Annotated in this window: 12 protein-coding genes; 6 read left to right on the forward strand and 6 right to left on the reverse strand. The window is 52.9% G+C overall.

Going from position 1 to position 15,692, the window contains the following annotated elements; genetic code table 11:
- Nucleotides 1–3: 3 nt before the first annotated feature.
- Nucleotides 4–246 carry a helix-turn-helix domain-containing protein gene (locus tag KOR42_RS06085; protein ID WP_146507951.1) on the reverse strand — a complete coding sequence of 81 codons (243 nt, stop codon included), beginning with the start codon at nucleotides 244–246 and terminating at the stop codon, nucleotides 4–6.
- Between the two features lie 215 nt (nucleotides 247–461).
- Between KOR42_RS06085 and istA the strand changes: the two genes are divergently transcribed.
- The 3 genes from istA (at nucleotide 462) to KOR42_RS06100 (ending at nucleotide 4,649) form a co-directional block, all read left to right on the forward strand.
- Nucleotides 462–1,976 (forward strand): IS21 family transposase, encoded by a 1,515-nt coding sequence (istA, locus tag KOR42_RS06090; protein WP_146507953.1) that lies wholly within the window; start codon nucleotides 462–464, stop codon nucleotides 1,974–1,976.
- Nucleotides 1,973–2,767 (forward strand): IS21-like element helper ATPase IstB, encoded by a 795-nt coding sequence (gene istB / locus KOR42_RS06095; RefSeq protein ID WP_146507955.1) that lies wholly within the window; start codon nucleotides 1,973–1,975, stop codon nucleotides 2,765–2,767. Before istA ends, istB begins: the two co-directional genes overlap by 4 nt.
- A 526-nt stretch (nucleotides 2,768–3,293) precedes the next feature.
- Nucleotides 3,294–4,649 carry a glycerate kinase type-2 family protein gene (locus KOR42_RS06100; protein ID WP_146507957.1) on the forward strand — a complete coding sequence of 452 codons (1,356 nt, stop codon included), beginning with the start codon at nucleotides 3,294–3,296 and terminating at the stop codon, nucleotides 4,647–4,649.
- A 56-nt stretch (nucleotides 4,650–4,705) separates the two neighbouring features.
- Here the strand turns inward: KOR42_RS06100 and KOR42_RS06105 are convergent, their stop codons facing one another.
- Together KOR42_RS06105 and KOR42_RS06110 are read right to left on the reverse strand one after the other, a co-directional pair.
- Entirely contained in the window at nucleotides 4,706–6,001 is a 1,296-nt protein-coding gene (locus KOR42_RS06105; protein ID WP_197440907.1) for a hypothetical protein, read from the reverse strand.
- Between the two features lie 547 nt (nucleotides 6,002–6,548).
- Nucleotides 6,549–6,851, reverse strand: a complete 303-nt coding sequence (locus KOR42_RS06110; RefSeq protein ID WP_146507961.1) for a hypothetical protein — start codon at nucleotides 6,849–6,851, stop codon at nucleotides 6,549–6,551.
- Between the two features lie 236 nt (nucleotides 6,852–7,087).
- Here KOR42_RS06110 and KOR42_RS06115 point away from each other — a divergent pair, with 236 nt between their 5' ends.
- Entirely contained in the window at nucleotides 7,088–8,323 is a 1,236-nt protein-coding gene (locus KOR42_RS06115) for a M28 family peptidase (protein WP_197440908.1), read from the forward strand.
- A 109-nt stretch (nucleotides 8,324–8,432) separates the two neighbouring features.
- On the opposite strand, the gene KOR42_RS06120 is transcribed toward KOR42_RS06115, so the two are convergent.
- The 3 genes from KOR42_RS06120 to KOR42_RS06130 form a co-directional block, all read right to left on the reverse strand.
- Nucleotides 8,433–9,536, reverse strand: a complete 1,104-nt coding sequence (locus KOR42_RS06120) for a tRNA adenylyltransferase (RefSeq protein ID WP_146507965.1) — start codon at nucleotides 9,534–9,536, stop codon at nucleotides 8,433–8,435.
- Between the two features lie 244 nt (nucleotides 9,537–9,780).
- Complete coding sequence (locus tag KOR42_RS06125) at nucleotides 9,781–10,449, reverse strand: LON peptidase substrate-binding domain-containing protein (RefSeq protein ID WP_197440909.1); 669 nt, start codon at nucleotides 10,447–10,449, stop codon at nucleotides 9,781–9,783.
- A gap of 18 nt (nucleotides 10,450–10,467) precedes the next feature.
- On the reverse strand, nucleotides 10,468–10,839 hold the full coding sequence (locus tag KOR42_RS06130) for a DUF309 domain-containing protein (protein ID WP_146507969.1): 372 nt from the start codon (nucleotides 10,837–10,839) through the stop codon (nucleotides 10,468–10,470).
- A 179-nt stretch (nucleotides 10,840–11,018) separates the two neighbouring features.
- On the opposite strand from KOR42_RS06130, the gene nth reads away from it, so the two are divergent.
- Nucleotides 11,019–11,681 (forward strand): endonuclease III, encoded by a 663-nt coding sequence (gene nth / locus KOR42_RS06135; RefSeq protein ID WP_146507970.1) that lies wholly within the window; start codon nucleotides 11,019–11,021, stop codon nucleotides 11,679–11,681.
- Nucleotides 11,682–12,094: 413 nt separating this feature from the next.
- Nucleotides 12,095–15,625 (forward strand): acyl-[ACP]--phospholipid O-acyltransferase, encoded by a 3,531-nt coding sequence (locus KOR42_RS06140; protein ID WP_146507972.1) that lies wholly within the window; start codon nucleotides 12,095–12,097, stop codon nucleotides 15,623–15,625.
- The last annotated feature ends 67 nt before the right edge of the window (nucleotides 15,626–15,692 follow it).

Genomic DNA, 15,692 nt, shown 5'->3' on the forward strand with positions numbered 1-15,692 from the left:
GAGTCAGAGCTTCAAATGTTTCAAAGGAGGGCGCAAGGCACGAGGCTTTGCGCCCTCTTTTTGTTGCTTGTGAGTCTGGATGAACGCTGCCAGATCTTCTGGATCGATGCGATAGCCCTTGGAGACTCCCGTCTGAATGTAGGGAAGCTCGCCCTTTTCAATCAGTCCGTACACGTTGCGACGTGAGCAGACAAGAATCTCGGCCACGTCAGAAATCGTTAACAGTTTTGGAAGTGAGTCACGCATCGTGGTGCATCTCTGTTGTCAAAAGTGAGTCGGTCACCTGGGGAGTTCAGCTTTTTTCAGCGGTTTTTGCGGGTGTAGACATCGGTCAGAAAACGTAGCGCTCGACGGAGAGGGTGTGACGGAATAAAAGCGTAGCGCCCAGATGATCACTTGTTGTCAGGTGTTCAGACTTTTGGTTTTCACCATTTGTTTGAACTGATGGCAGCGAGGGACGGGTGTTTACCGACATGCAGAAGTGGGCGGAGATCCGTCGTCGTGTGCTCAATGACGAGATCAGCAAGCGTGCGGCGTGTCGTGAATATGAGATTCACTGGGACACGTTGGAGAAGATTCTCGCGTACAGCGAGCCACCGGGGTATCGACTCACCGAGCCGCGTAGATCCAAAGTTGATCCATTCTTGCCAGTCATTCAGGAGATCCTGGAGTCGGATAAAAAGGTTCATCGAAAACAGCGACATACAACTCAACGAATCTTCGAACGATTGCGTGATGAGCATGGCTATGATGGCGGTCTCACGATCGTCTCCAGTGCGGTCCGCAAGCTGAAGCAGCAGAACAAAGAAGTCTTCTTTCCACTCTCGCATCCTCCGGGTGAAGGGCAGGTCGACTATGGGTTTGCGGATGTTTGGCTGAACGGCGAACTGACGAAGGTCGCTTTGTTCGTGATGACGCTTCCCTATTCGGATGCGATCTTCATTCAGGCGTTTCCGAGAGAATGCACGGAATCCTTCCTCGAAGGACACGTCCGAGCCTTTGAGTTCTATGGTGGTGTTCCAACACGGATCAGCTACGACAACAGCAAGGTCGCTGTCGGAAAGATCGTTGGCCACCGCGAACGTGAGGTCACCAAAGAGTTCCTGCGGCTCAAAAGCCACTTTCTCTACGAAGATCACTTCTGTCTCGTCAGACGACCCAATGAGAAAGGGCACGTGGAACGTCTGCTTGACTTTGCACGTCGGTCATTTCTCGTTCCGGTCCCACGTGTTGAATCACTGGAAGAACTCAACGCACAGTTGCTGCACTGCTGTGAGAAAGACCTTGATCGCACACTCAGAGGGAAGTCAGCAGCCAAGCGAGAGTTACTCAACGAGGAGCAGTTGTGTTTCCTGTCGATTCCCACCGAACGGTTCGAAGCCAGACGATTGCAAACGGTGCATTCCAATTCACTGTCGCTGATTCGCTTCGATCGCAACAGCTATTCGGTGCCAACAGAGTATGCTCATCGTTCATTGACAGTCATCGCGACGGTGGACGAAGTCCGTATTCTATGCGGTGATCAACTCGTGGCCTTTCATTCCCGCTGCTGGGAGAAGGAGCAGTATTTCTTCGATCCGATTCATTACCTGGGACTGTTAGAGCGTAAGCCAGGTGGCTTTGATCATGCCAGACCCTTCGAAGAGTGGGAACTGCCGGTCTGCTTTGGAATCCTCAGACGGCGTCTGGAAACGGAACAACAGGGACTGGGGACCAAAGAATTCATCAAGGTTCTCAGACTTTTGGAGCGACATTCTCTCTCCTCTCTCAAGTCGGCCGTGCAGCATGCTTTAGAAATTGGAGCCAGCAGTGCCGATGCCATTCGCCTGATTCTCGAATACCAGCAGGAACCGGTGATCGACCTGTTCTGCCTGGATGGTCGACCGCACTTGAAACAGGTCAAGGTCACTCAGACCAACGTCTCTGCTTACCAATCTTTACTCACTTCAAACCCTGGAGGATGCTCCGTCTCATGAAAAAGATTGAAACCAAAAGTCTGGTGCTACTGCAGCATCATCTCAAAGCGTTGCGGATGCCAACGATGCTCAGTGAGTGCGAGAAAGTGGCTGGTCAATGCGCCACGGACAATGTCGACCATCTCGGGTTCCTGTTGAGGCTATGTGAGCTGGAACTCATTGACCGGGAACGTCGTGCCGCAGACCGTCGACTGAAAGCGGCTCCGTTTCCCAATCACAAAACATTGGAGAGCTTCGACTTCAAAGCCCAACCATCACTCAACAAACTTCTGATGACCGAACTGTTGCGAGGAGAGTACCTGGATAAGAAAGAAAACATCCTGCTGGTCGGGAATTCCGGGACAGGCAAGAGCCACATCGCCACGGCACTGGGGATCGCTGCCTGTGGACAAGGCAAACGTGTGAAGTTCTATCGTGTCACAGAACTGATCACGTTGTTGCTTGAAGCTCGCGAGGAACGTGACCTGCTCCGACTCAAGAAGCAACTTTCGAAGCTCGATCTGCTGATCCTTGATGAGTTGGGCTACGTCCCCGCCAGCAAAGTGGGAGCAGAGTTATTCTTCGATGTCATTAGCACCGCCTATGAACGGCTCAGCGTGATCATCACCACCAACTTACCATTCGAACACTGGACCGAAGTACTGGGGAGTGAACGCCTCACCGGAGCCGCCCTGGACCGGCTGACTCATCGTTGCCATATCCTGGAAGCCTCCGGGGAAAGCTACCGTCTGCAAGATGCGAAGAGACGACGCACAAAACGCTCAAGCTCTGGCCAATCAAAGACGAAATAACCTGTACCGACACTCCCGGCCGAGACGCTCACATCCCTCCACCGGGTTCCTTATCAACAACAGCGCTCCGTTTTTCGCCCGTCGAGCGCTACGTTTTCTAACCGATGTCTACAGATAGGTTTGGGATTTTTAGAAGAATTCTTGCTCGACTCAGGATCGGGGGAACGGGACAGGTCAGCACCTGGAGAGTGTCACCCGAATTGTCACCCAATGACGCATCTGACATCGCGAGAAGAGAGTTGCGATGAGCGTGCAGTGAGCGTATAACGCTAATCGTAGGGTCAACGAACCCTGAGCGAGGTGTTCACTTGCTTTCGTAAAGCCTAGGTCGCTGGTTCAAGTCCAGTCGGTGGCTTTCATGCGGAACTGGTCGACATTTCGCATCTCAATTCTTGCCGACCTGGAAGATGGCCGTCGTCCGATCGCGTGACTCAATTTGTTGAACACGTATCACGTTGAACATGTGTCGAGAGATTCAATTCCAGAATCATCGGTGAGCTTCCTCAAATGAAGATCGTCCGGTTTCATGAGAGTTCATCGCCAATCCGCGATTGAGATCTGGAAAGCTGGAGTCGACGCTGTTGAATCGACGCGACTCGTTTCCAATGCGATTCAGATCGAGAACGATCAGCTTGTCTGCGGATCGGATTTGTGGAAGCTCAAGGACAACTCTCGAATCTGCGTTGTAGGAGCCGGGAAAGCCGGTGCTGGGATGGCGGCCGGGATCGAATCAATTCTCCCGGATGAATGGCTCAATCGCACCGAAGGCTGGGTCAACGTTCCGGCGGACTGCGTCAGTTCGCTGCGTCGAATACATCTGCATGCTGCCCGCCCCGCGGGTGTGAATGAACCGACAGACGCTGGGGCTGAGGGAACCCGACGGATTCTTGAGCTGATTGGAAGCCTGGGTCCGGACGATTTGTGTCTTGTGGTCATTTCGGGGGGAGGCAGCGCACTTCTCCCTGCTCCTCCTCCGGGAGTGACGCTCGAACAAAAGCAAAAACTGACACGAACGCTGATGCATTCGGGAGCCACCATTCACGAATTGAATTCCGTCCGTCGTGCGCTCTCCGAAGTGAAGGGAGGAGGACTGCTGCGTGCCTGCCGGGCTGGTCAGTTGATTTGCCTCATTATTTCCGATGTCATCGGCGACCCGCTCGACACGATTGCGTCTGGCCCAACCGTCGAAACGCAATCCGATCCGGAAGCTGCCATTGCTGTCCTCGAGAGTCGTTGCCCTGACGAAACGCCAGAAGCAATCTGGAAGGCTCTTCGACAGCAAGTCCATCAGCAGGCAGACCATTCTTCGCCGATCACAACGAAGTATTCGAACCATATTGTTGGCAACAATTCGACAAGCGTTTCAGCTGCAACTCGAAAAGCGGGTGAGTTGGGTTACAAAGTCATTTCGTCATCAGCCGATCTGGACGGTGACGCTGATGAGATCGGGAAAAGCCTGGCCCAACGCTGTCTCGACGAACGCAATCGCCTTTCCTCCTCAGAGAAAATCTGTGTCATCGAAGGGGGAGAACCGACCGTCTCACTCGCTAAGACGGACCTTCCGCGTCGCGGCGGAAGAAATCAGCAGGTGGTCCTCGCAGCTGCAGAAGTTCTAAAAGAGGCGGACAGTTCCGGAATCACGATTCTTTCTGGCGGCACGGATGGAGAAGATGGCCCGACAGATGCCGCCGGTGCCGTCATCGACTCTGAATTGCTTGCGATCGCGGAACAACAATCGTTGACGATTGACGAATTCCTCTCGATCAACAACTCCTATCCGTTCTTCGAAGCTATCGGCGGACTATTAAAAACGGGTCCGACCCACACGAATGTGATGGACTTGCGTGTCGCACTTGTTTGCTCGAAAGACAACGCTGACTAGCTGAGACAAAGCGGCCCTGTTTGCTGTCAATGATTGTACCGGAATACTCTGGCCGTTTACTTCAAGCCGGGATGAGCTCGCACAAGTAGATAGGTCCCTTTCGCCCGCAATCCCAATTGATGAGCATGAATGAGGTTGGCGAATGCCTCATTGGGGACGACATCTGTCAGCTCCCCGGAATACTCTCCGGTGACATCGGGCTCGATCACGACATGATGCCCGGCATGCTGTCCAACGATCTCAAGAACCTTTCGAATCGAAACATTCTCAAAGCGAAACGTTTTTCGATCCTCACTATCGCCTGCCGAAACACTGACCAATGGTGGCGGTGACGGCTCTTGGGCAATCGTCTCATCTTCCGCTTTCACAATGCTCAGCTTGTCTTCCTGCGACGACGTTTCAAGCGGTGGCGGACTGACTTCTTCTGCTTCAACAATCGTCTGGGGCTGACTTCGAACTTCTTCAATCAGCTGACGCAACTCCCGAATCTCCGTCATCCACTCAGGCGTTTTGTGGGATTCGCCGACTCTCTGAAGTTCGCGTCGCGCGTCGTTGAGTTGAATCTCCATCAATTCGCGCCGAAGCTCACTCACTTCGAGGGACAAGTCTGTATCGACAAATGGACTTCGGGTTGAGTCAGAACTCTCACTGGTTGAAGCATGGCTGCGATCATCATGCATTTCAGGGATCGGAACCATGATCGATTTCTGATCGACCTGTTCGCCCTCAGTCGCATGGGATGAAACCGGAAACGACGGAGCTGATAGCGGCTCAATCGTTGATGGCATCGCGGGCAATCCGATTCGTGCGTCCCGATCCGCTGAAGCAACCTGAACGCCCTTCTCACGATGGGCAGCAGGACTCAAAGACGGGATCGATCGAGAATCAACAACGTGCTCTGAACTCACGTTCAAATCTGTGCTGTTGCCGAATTGCGAAGGTGAGGACACGACAGGGGACGCGATTGCCTGAAGAGCGCCGGGAGCCCGGGCTTCTCCCGTTGTCCCGGGAAACGTCGAACGAGTGTGGGCCGTTCTGACGTTGTCATTGGGAATCTGCTGCGCAGGCTGTGAAGCAGGACGCGCTTGCGCCCGCAGATCATTGAACGCAACGTGCTGTCGATTCTTAATTCCATCGGTTGACGGAGAAGCGAATTCAGCGGTCGTTTTTACTTCAAGCGTTGCCACATCAACGTCGGAAGACGGATCGTCTTTGACGGGTGCTCGGTCTTCGGGGCGAATTTTCTTTCTCGCGAACTCGAAATCTGCGGGATCGAACCCGGTCAAAACCAGTGTGAGCCCGAATGCGAGAAGCATCGTCCAGAAGGCAGTTTTGAATGTGGTATGCGACATCTGACCAACTGATGGGGACAAAAACTTCAGTCCTTCTCAATCCATCGGTCTCATTGGTAGCTGTCTTCAGCAGAATCGGCATAACCCGCAAAGATTCACAGGGATGCGCGCACAAAAAAACGCGACAAGGTCCCCTCAAAGCTCCTAGCTTCTCCTTGCCGCGTTTAAGTTGTCAGTGCGATTTGTGACCGCGAATCTCGGTCACGGAAACATAGATCCGCCAATTCACGTGTCAAACTGAATCGAGCAGAACGCACAAAAAAGGAGAAAGAGCCAAAACAAAAAAACAGCCTGCTTCGAAGCCGAAGCAGGCTGTTCCCCTCACCCTCAAGTTGATTTATCGCCCCCGATAGGAGCAAGTTTCTCGTTCCTGTTCGTCGTCTGAGCGGTTTCCCGCCAAAAGACTCAGAAGTGATTGCTCATGATGTCATGTGCAATCCTGAAGGAAAAATGTGGCAGTATTTTTCGTCATGCTGCCATTGAACGTCGGAGTGGTTTCGACAAAATTCTGGTGAAACCACTCGCTTCACTCATACACGAGCCTTCGTTAGAAGACGTCCAGAATGAAGTGATGTCCCCAGTGGTAAGGTCGTTCGCTTGGGTAGAAGTTGTGCCACTGAGAGTTGTACACAGGGATCCGACGCTCGGTCGGATACCGATAATACATGTGATCGTAGCTCTCTGGCTGAGTCTGATAGTTCTGTGGGTAGTAGACGTAAGGATAGTGGTAGAATCGCTGCCAATTCGTCGGTTGCCCCGGAGGAGCTGCTTCAACTTCGCTGGTGCCGACAAACATGACGACCAGAAATGCGACAGAGCACAAACCGGCCAGAAGTGTTTGCTTCAACATGAATGATCTCCATGACTAATTTCGGAGAGAGCGGACTAAATTCCTCAGGACGTGTTACCGCACAAGCACCGGTGAGAGTGATCGCATCACGTCGAAAGTTGACTGATCAAAGGAAACATCGACAGCCGACGACGTTCAGAACAGGATTTTTCGTTAGAATCCGCCCAGCCGTTACAATTGGTCGCCATTCCGAATCAATACGTTCGACCGCGCAACTCAAGAAAATGCTCCATACGATGTCGAAAGCCTGCCCGGTTGATCACGACAACTCCGAAGAACGTCGACTGCATCGACTTCTCTTCATTCTGATTTTCAGTTTGATCGTGCCCGCTTCTATCGCGTTCTCCAGCGATGAACACACCGAGGAAGCACCTGAAAACGCGATTGAAACAGGGATCACCGCTCAGGCTTTGAAGCCTCATCTCGAATATCTGGCCAGTCCAGACAGACGCGGAAGAGACGACTGGGGGAAAATTGAGTCGGCCGATTACATCATCGCCCGGTTTGAGGAATTCGGGATTCGTCCACTTTTCGAAGATGGATTCATTCAGGCGGTTCCTGATTTCAACGATAAGTCCGCGGAGCCGATCATCATGGGGCGTAACATCGGCGGATTTGTGGAAGGGACGGACCCGGATCTCAAGAAAGAATGGATCGTCGTCAACGCCCACTACGATCACCTCGGAGTCCGTGGGGGAAAAGTCTTTCCCGGAGCTGACGACAATGCGAGTGGTGTTTCGATGCTGCTTGAACTGGCGAAGCACTTCGGTCAAAACCCCGCACGACGCAGCATCGCATTCCTCGCCTTCGATCTCGAAGAGCATCTGCTCTGGGGGTCTCGATGGTTTCTGGCACACTGCCCGCTCGAAGAAGAATCGATCCGCTTCTGCCTCACCGCAGATATGATTGGGCGCTCACTGGGCGGGCTCGATCTTCCAACGGTTTTCGTCATGGGGGCGGAGACGTCTCCTCAAGTCAGCGCCTGCCTCGATCAGATCGCTGTCCCCGAGGATCTTGAAATCGCTCGCCTCGGAACAGATATCGTTGGAACCCGAAGCGACTACGGACCGTTCCGATACCGGAAGATTCCGTTTCTCTTTTTCTCAACGGGCGAACATCCCGACTATCACACCCCTCAGGACACACTGGAGAAACTGGACGTCGAGAAGATCGCTCGTGTCTCAACCGCAATGCTTCGCGTGACTGACGAGATGGCCAATCTGCCGTCTTCAATCGATTGGGACGTTGACACAACTCCTTCGCTCCATGAAGTCCGAGCGATTCATTCTGTGACGAAACAACTTCTCGATGCGGAAGAGCGAGGAGATTTTGAGATGACGGATCTCCAGCGACTGTTCGTTTCTCAAGTCAAATCGAAAACCGGCTACATGCTTCGTACCGGAAGAATCTCACCCACCGAACGCACATGGCTTGTGCGATCCACACAGCTCATGATGTTCTCGCTCTTCTAGCGCAAGTTGCCCGTTCTTGTGCACTCGAACGCACTGTTTCATCAGTCCAAAGGCTGAGTTTGCTCGTGCGAGTGAGTGCAAACCAAATCAAAGAGTGCTCTCAATCGAGTCACTCGTCTGCTTCGTCCAACGCATCCCGTGCGAGTTCACGAATGACTGTCAGTGCTTCGCTGACTTTTCGAACATCCGCTCCCGGTGTTCTTCCGAGCAGATCACACTCCACAAGCATTGTGAGATCTTCGTAGTCCACATGCTTTTGCAACCGCCGCAGGGCTCTTGCTCCAAGCACTCCGATCTGAGCACGCTGGGCATCTTGCAGATTCTCGATCAGCCATTCCGTTCGTTCGGTGATCCAGCCATCGAGAACCTCTAAACCGGCACTCGTCGGGTCCATTGGATCGACGGCAAGTCCCACATCGTGAAGAAGCGCAGCGAGGAGAAATTCTTCGTCGTAAGGTTTTCTCGAATACGCCTGCTCGAAGACCTGCAAGCTGTGATAGAGAGCGTCTCCCTCGGGATGATCGTGTTTGTTCTGCTCCACACTCTCAAGAGGAAGTAGCAGGAGTCGATAAAACTCAAACCGATCAGATGGCTCGAGTTCCGAACACGTCGAGACTTCCGGATCGAAGTCCGGATAGCTGTTGCGGAGGATTGCCTGAAACTCCTCGAAAGTCGCCGCAGCTTCTATATCGGCGTCTTCTTCGATTTCGTTCGACGACAAATCACATGATCGAAAAATCAGTTCGACGGGATATTTCTCCTTCACGAAAACTCGAGTCGCTCCAGCATCGACGAGCGCATCGACTGGCGGATTCTCGAAAAACAATCCTCGATCATCGAGCAATCGAAGGACTCGATCCAATTCGCAGATGTCGAGTAGAATTTGAATTTGCCCGCCCGATCGCACTTCACCATCAACCGCTCCTCCGGTGAGAACCGGCTGAAATGGTTCGAGGAGCTTCATCATCCTCCAGGCAGTCAATCGAAGATCGAGGAGATTGTCGAACCCTCGATCCCCTTCGAAGAGAGAGACGAATCGCTGGACTTCGTTCCTCAGTTCCGTATCCGTCGGGAGCAGCGATTGTTTGACCCAACCTCCGCAGATCTTTTTCCCCGCACGCATCTTCGCGCGGTAATAGTCGACTTCCTGTCGAGAGTGAATCAACCGGGCAGCATCAACAAGGATTTGCTGTTTCGTTTTATCATTGTTCATAAATGAAGGTATCGGAAATACCTTGATCGAACTGAGAACGTCCCCATTTGGGGAGAAGTCATGAAATCACATTCACCGCGTTTGAGAAACATTGGGCGAATGTGTGTCTCGGAATGATTGCCATCGAGCAATCCTCCACTTGAACGTTACGGAACTCACGAACAACCGGCAAGATGCTTGCCTTTGTTTCCGACAGGAAGAATCGTTCGCTCGCCGAATTCGCTGATCGTTTATTGATGGTTGATCAGTTGCTGCTGAATGGCGGCATTCCGTTGACCTTGTCACGAAGTGAACGACGAGATCGGACACAGAGCCGATCCAGAATCCATTCGGCCCGTCGATCGGCGGAGACTTCGGTGGGCAGTTCGAATCGTTCATCAATCTCGAAATCACAGACCGTCGAGACAAGAGCGACGAGGCGGGAAAACGAGAGTTCAATTTCGAGGAGTGGAATGAGAAGTCGATTCGCGACCGCTTCCGGGAACAAGTGCTCCAACACCTGCAAAATCGCAAGCCGAACTTCGCGACGATCGCTTGAAGAAGTCGAACTATCGTCATGGAGATGGCGGACAGCGACCGAATCGTGACTTGAGCCAGTCTCAAGAATCTCCGCACGGGAGAGTCCTCGCAGTTCGACTCGCATTTCGTCCGGAGATGTTTCTTCGACTCGCAGAATTCTGGCGAGACACACGATTTGACCTTCACGAATCCATGTTCGATCCGGGACCAGAATCACGGTCTCGTCGGCTGCTTCGTCGACGACTTGTTCGAAAGCACGCTTGAGACCAGCGCGAGCAATGACGACTTCCGCCGCTTCCGGTAAGACGGGGAGGTCTTCCAGAACCAAGACTGGATAAGACAGTTGAGACGGCTCGATGGACGGTTTCAACAAGTTCTGTATTTCCGATGACATCTTCATTTCCTGGCAACGCTACTCCACAAACTCCAATTTTGGACACAGCTCCGGATTCATCTTCACTCCCTGCGGATAGCTGTCGTGAGCCCCCAGAATGGGTTCAAAGCAGACTTCGAAGTCTGCAAGAAAAGAGGTCAGATCCACCCCCGAGCATTCCGGGAGATAGGGAGTGAGATACCGAACTGTGGAATCATGCATCTTTCTTGCACCTCCAAGGTTTCCCTCTCCAAAGTGAAAGAGGGCGACCGCGGCATGGATCAGGCCTTGAAGGAATTCCCGTTGATCTCCGAGTGTCTCCGACCAGATTTCTTCAAGAACGTCATGACAGGCGAAGAACTCCTCTCGATTGAACAAGCTGACGGCGTGTCGAAACTGCTCGTTATCCATTCCACCTTCTCGAGTTCTTACCTGATCATTGCGAGGTCACGATTTCCCTGCACTGGACATTGAGCTTAGCGCTTTGCATTGATAATTGTCGACAACAAAATGAACTCTGGATTGCTTTTCTGAAAGCTCTCCCAAACACTCTGAAACACGTGTTCAACGGATGAAACGATCGGCCCCCAATGTTTGACACCCTTGATGCCAGAAAGCGACAAGCCCGCAAAGTGGTCACGCGACTTCGCAAGACCTACCCCGTCGCTGAGTGCGCTCTGCACCACGATTCCCCCTTTCAGCTCCTGGCAGCGACGATTCTGTCGGCCCAGTGCACGGATGAGCGAGTGAATTCCGTGACGCCCACTCTGTTCTCCCGATTCCCCGATCCCGAGTCTCTTGCCAGCGCAACCCAGGAACAAGTCGAGGAAATTGTCAAACCTCTCGGTTTCTTTCGCGCCAAAGCCACGAATCTGCGAGGAATGGCTCAGACGCTCGTCGATCGCCATGACGGAGTTCTTCCTCAGTCGCTCGATGAACTCGTCAAGCTTCCCGGAGTCGGTCGAAAGACAGCGAACGTTGTTCTCGGAACCGCATTTGGAATCCCGAGTGGAGTGGTCGTCGACACACACGTGCGAAGAATTTCCAACTTGCTCGGCCTGACGGAAAGCCAGAACCCGGAGATTATCGAGCGCGATCTCGTTGCCATTCTTCCGAAAAAGGAGTGGATCAACTACTCCCATCGAATGATTCACCATGGACGGCAAATTTGTATCGCGCGTCGTCCGAAGTGCCTCGAATGCCCCATGCTGAAAATCTGTCCTCGCGTTGGACTGAGCCCGCTGGAGAGTTGAGCAAGCAACTTCCGGCGCGCTCACGGAACCGTTCTTTGCAGCCTCGAAACGCATTTGAGACGCCCAAAACTCGGGCTGTTTGGGCGACAGCTGAGCCTGTTTGGGAAAAGTGGTGTTTTTGCTTCGACAAGACCGTGATATTCTCCGGAAAAGGTCGCCGATTTCCGGAAGCCAAAATCCTCACGATCTCCGGCCATCAGCGATTGACGCAAGAAAACACAGCAATCATCGAAAGAAACATGTTCAGGCGAGTGCTTTGTGACCGTCGAAACGGGCTGCAGAACTCGTTGCACGTTTTGTGCCCCGCTCCAATGGGCTGAACTGACACTTCGCAGTGACGCCCCGGACGAGTTGATGACTGACAGCTGGACAATTTATCAAATTCACAACTTCTTCGGACAAGAGACGACAGTATGAATTCCGCTGAAGTCCATACAGATGATCTCGGCGAGTCAGCACGAGAGGAAGGGTCGCTGACCTCTCTCAGCTTTATCGGACTGGTTCTGACTCAGTTCCTCGGGGCGTTCAACGATAACCTGTTCAGATGGTTGTCTGTTCCAATTGCCGAACAAGTTGTGGGACAGTCCAACGCCATCGCGATCGGAACCGTCTGCCTGACTGTTCCCTTCCTGATTTTCTCTCCCATGGCAGGATGGCTGGCGGATCGATTCAGCAAACGATCTGTCATCATCGCCTTTAAGGTTGCCGAGATTGGCATCATGCTGATGGCGGTTCTTTCCATTCTTTACGGAAACGTCACTGCTCTGTTCAGCGTGGTTTTCCTGTTGGGAAGTCAAAGCGCCCTGTTTGGCCCGGCAAAGTTTGGAAGCATCCCCGAAATCCTTCCGACCCGTCTCCTGTCAAAAGGAAACGGAATCATGCAGCTGACCTCAATCCTGGCGATCGGGTTGGGAACTGTGGCCGGATTCGCGCTCTATGACTGGGCTCGCCCCACTCTCGGAGCTGGCAACATTCAGGATCTGTCAGCGGTCTCCTTCATTCTGATCGGTCTTGCGGTCGCGGGGACTGTGTCGAGTCTCGTCATTCGAACGGCAGCCGCTGGCAATTCAAATGCGAGGCTGCAAATCAATCCAATCACCGCAATGGTCCCTCCGTTGCGAGCAGTCTTTTCTGATCCACGACTTCTGAAAACGGCTCTCGGAATCTCTTTCTTCATGTTTCTGGGATCGCTGTCACAACAGAACATCAATCCTTACGGCGAACTGATTCTGGGACTGAGTAAATCTGACGTGGGAATTCTTCTGGGAATTCTTATCGCGGGAGTCGGCTGCGGGTCGGTGCTCGCGGGGTATTGGTCAGAAGGGAAAGTCGAGTTGGGAATCGTCCCGATTGGAGCGGTCGGAATAGTCGTCAGCTCATTCTTTCTCGTCGCTGCCGGCTGGATGTATACACCCGATTACCCGCCCAAAGAGCAGTTCGCTTACTGGGGATCGTGCCTCGGCCTGTTTCTTTTAGGAAGCAGCGCTGGCTTGTACGACGTTCCGTTGGAAGCTTATCTGCAATTCCGAAGTGATCGCAAAAATCGCGGCATGGTGCTCGCAGGAAATTATCTGATCTCCTACGTGTGCATTGTGCTTTCCGCAGGAGTCTTCCTGCTTCTTCGCGAAGTGCTCGATGTTTCCCCACTGAACATCTTCCTGCTCGGGGGACTCATCACCATTCCCGTTGCCTGGTATGTCGTGTTCGTCGTTCCGGATCTCACGTTCCGATTCTTTATGTGGCTTCTGACGCACACCGTTTACAAGCTGCGAATCTTTGGGCGAGAGAACATTCCGGAAAAAGGGCCCGGCCTCATCGTTCCGAATCACGTCAGCTTCGTCGACGGAATTCTGATGATGATTTCGTCGTCCCGAATGATCCGATTCGTCATCTATGCCGACTTCACCGAAAAGCCGTTTCTTCGACGGCTCGGGCAAGTCATGCGAGTCATTCCCATTGATGCCAGCCGTGGACCGAAGGAACTCGTTCGATCGATTCGAATCGCGAAAGATGCCATCAAGGATGGGGAACTGGTCTGCATTTTTGCTGAAGGCCAGTTGACTCGCACCGGACAGATGCAGCCGTTTCAGCGTGGGATGTTCAAGATCATTCAGGGATCTGACGCCCCCATCATTCCTGTGAATCTTCACGGATTATGGGGAAGCATCTTCAGCTGGCGGGGAGGAAAACTCTTTTGGAAGTGGCCGAAGAAGTGGCGATATCCCGTCGATATCCATTTCGGAAAACCGCTTTACGACGTAAAAGACCCAGCAGTCGTCAGACAACAAGTGGAAGAGCTCGGAGCCGAGGCAAATTTAATGGACATGAAACGACAGCCAATCCCCGCCAAGAGATTCATTCGACATTGCAAAGCCAATAAGGGTCGAACGAAAGTCTCCGATTCCACCAAACAGACGCTTGAGGGTGGAAAGCTTCTGGCCGGTTCTCTCGCATTTCGACGTGTTCTTCGTCGAGAAGTCTTCTCGCCGGAGGACAAGACAGTCGGAGTTCTGTTGCCGCCGTCGGTGGGAGGATGTCTGGCGAACATGGCCCTCGCTCTGGATAAGCGCATCAGCGTGAACCTCAATTACACACTCTCAGAAGATGTGCTGAATTACTGCGTCGACCGTGCCGGAATTCGACACGTTTTGACGAGTCGAAAGTTCCTCGAAAAGAAACCCTACACTCTCAAGAACGCGGAATTCGTTTTTCTTGAAGACCTCAAAGAGAAAGTTTCAGCAGTTGATAAAGCCGCCGGAGCATTCGGGGCTTATGTCATGCCGACATCCGCACTCGAAGCGTCGCTGGGACTCAACTCCGTCGATCCGAACGAAACACTGACCATCGTCTTCACTTCCGGTTCGACTGGTGAACCTAAAGGTGTTGTCCTTTCGCACAGCAATGTCGGAGCCAACATTGAAGCGGTCGACCATCTTCTCAACCTCAATGACAACGACGCTCTTCTCGGCGTTCTCCCGTTCTTCCATTCCTTCGGCTACACAGCGTGCATGTGGTTGCCACTCTGTTACAACGTTCGAGGGGTTTACCATTTCAATCCGCTTGACGCCAAAATCGTCGGTCGATTGTGCCAGGAAAACCGGGCGACAATCCTCATGGCGACGCCAACGTTCTTGCAGATGTACTTGCGACGTTGCGATAAGGAACAACTCGAGTCGCTCGATCTGATTGTTGTCGGTGCGGAGAAACTTCCGGAACAACTCGCCCGTGAATTCGAAGCTAAGTTTGGAGTCCTTCCCACCGAAGGTTACGGAACAACCGAATTGTCTCCCGTCGCAGCGGTCAATATTCCTGATCATCGTTCGACGGACATCGTTCAACGCGGGACGAAACTCGGAACCGTCGGTCGACCACTTCCAGGAGTCACAGCCAAAGTTGTCGACCCGGACACCGGAGAAGATCGAGGCATCGGAGCAGAAGGTTTGCTGCTGATCAAAGGCCCCAACGTGATGCAGGGTTACCTCGACGAGCCCGAACGAACAGCGGAAGTTCTCAAGGATGGCTGGTACTGCACCGGCGATTTCGCTTCCATCGATTCCGAAGGTTTCGTCTCGATTACAGGCCGACAAAGCCGGTTTTCGAAAATCGGCGGTGAAATGGTTCCGCATATCCGGATCGAACAGGAACTCACCCGCATCTGCCACGACTGCAATGACGAAGAAGGAGAAATCCTGCTGGCCGTCACTGCTGTGCCTGATGATCGAAAAGGCGAAAAGCTGGTTGTGCTTCACAGACCACTGCACATCACTCCAGAAGAAGCGATCAAACAACTGTCCAGCACCGGGCTCCCCAAAATTTGGCTTCCGTCACGTGAGAGCTTTGTCGAAGTCGAATCAATCCCCGTCCTCGGGACCGGAAAGCTCGATCTTCGCGGAATCAAAGAACTCGCACTGGAGCGGTTTTGCCAAGCGGAGCTGCAAGCCTGAGACAGGCAACTCCCATGATTCCGTCCGCCTCGGCGGTTTCGAACGATTCTGAACATCAATGAAAGTG

Source organism: Thalassoglobus neptunius, assembly GCF_007859735.1.
GTDB classification, from domain to species: domain Bacteria; phylum Planctomycetota; class Planctomycetia; order Planctomycetales; family Planctomycetaceae; genus Thalassoglobus; species Thalassoglobus neptunius.

What these genes read in the sequence shown, in the direction of transcription:
- istB (WP_146507955.1), top strand. Translation starts at nt 1,973, where the DNA reads ATGAAAAAGATTGAAACCAAAAGTCTGGTGCTACTGCAGCATCATCTC.
- KOR42_RS06130 (WP_146507969.1), bottom strand. Translation starts at nt 10,839, where the DNA reads ATGGATAACGAGCAGTTTCGACACGCCGTCAGCTTGTTCAATCGAGAG.
- KOR42_RS06140 (WP_146507972.1), top strand. Translation starts at nt 12,095, where the DNA reads ATGAATTCCGCTGAAGTCCATACAGATGATCTCGGCGAGTCAGCACGA.
- KOR42_RS06115 (WP_197440908.1), top strand. Translation starts at nt 7,088, where the DNA reads ATGTCGAAAGCCTGCCCGGTTGATCACGACAACTCCGAAGAACGTCGA.
- nth (WP_146507970.1), top strand. Translation starts at nt 11,019, where the DNA reads ATGTTTGACACCCTTGATGCCAGAAAGCGACAAGCCCGCAAAGTGGTC.
- KOR42_RS06125 (WP_197440909.1), bottom strand. Translation starts at nt 10,449, where the DNA reads ATGTCATCGGAAATACAGAACTTGTTGAAACCGTCCATCGAGCCGTCT.
- KOR42_RS06100 (WP_146507957.1), top strand. Translation starts at nt 3,294, where the DNA reads ATGAGAGTTCATCGCCAATCCGCGATTGAGATCTGGAAAGCTGGAGTC.
- KOR42_RS06085 (WP_146507951.1), bottom strand. Translation starts at nt 246, where the DNA reads ATGCGTGACTCACTTCCAAAACTGTTAACGATTTCTGACGTGGCCGAG.
- KOR42_RS06110 (WP_146507961.1), bottom strand. Translation starts at nt 6,851, where the DNA reads ATGTTGAAGCAAACACTTCTGGCCGGTTTGTGCTCTGTCGCATTTCTG.
- KOR42_RS06120 (WP_146507965.1), bottom strand. Translation starts at nt 9,536, where the DNA reads ATGAACAATGATAAAACGAAACAGCAAATCCTTGTTGATGCTGCCCGG.
- KOR42_RS06105 (WP_197440907.1), bottom strand. Translation starts at nt 6,001, where the DNA reads ATGTCGCATACCACATTCAAAACTGCCTTCTGGACGATGCTTCTCGCA.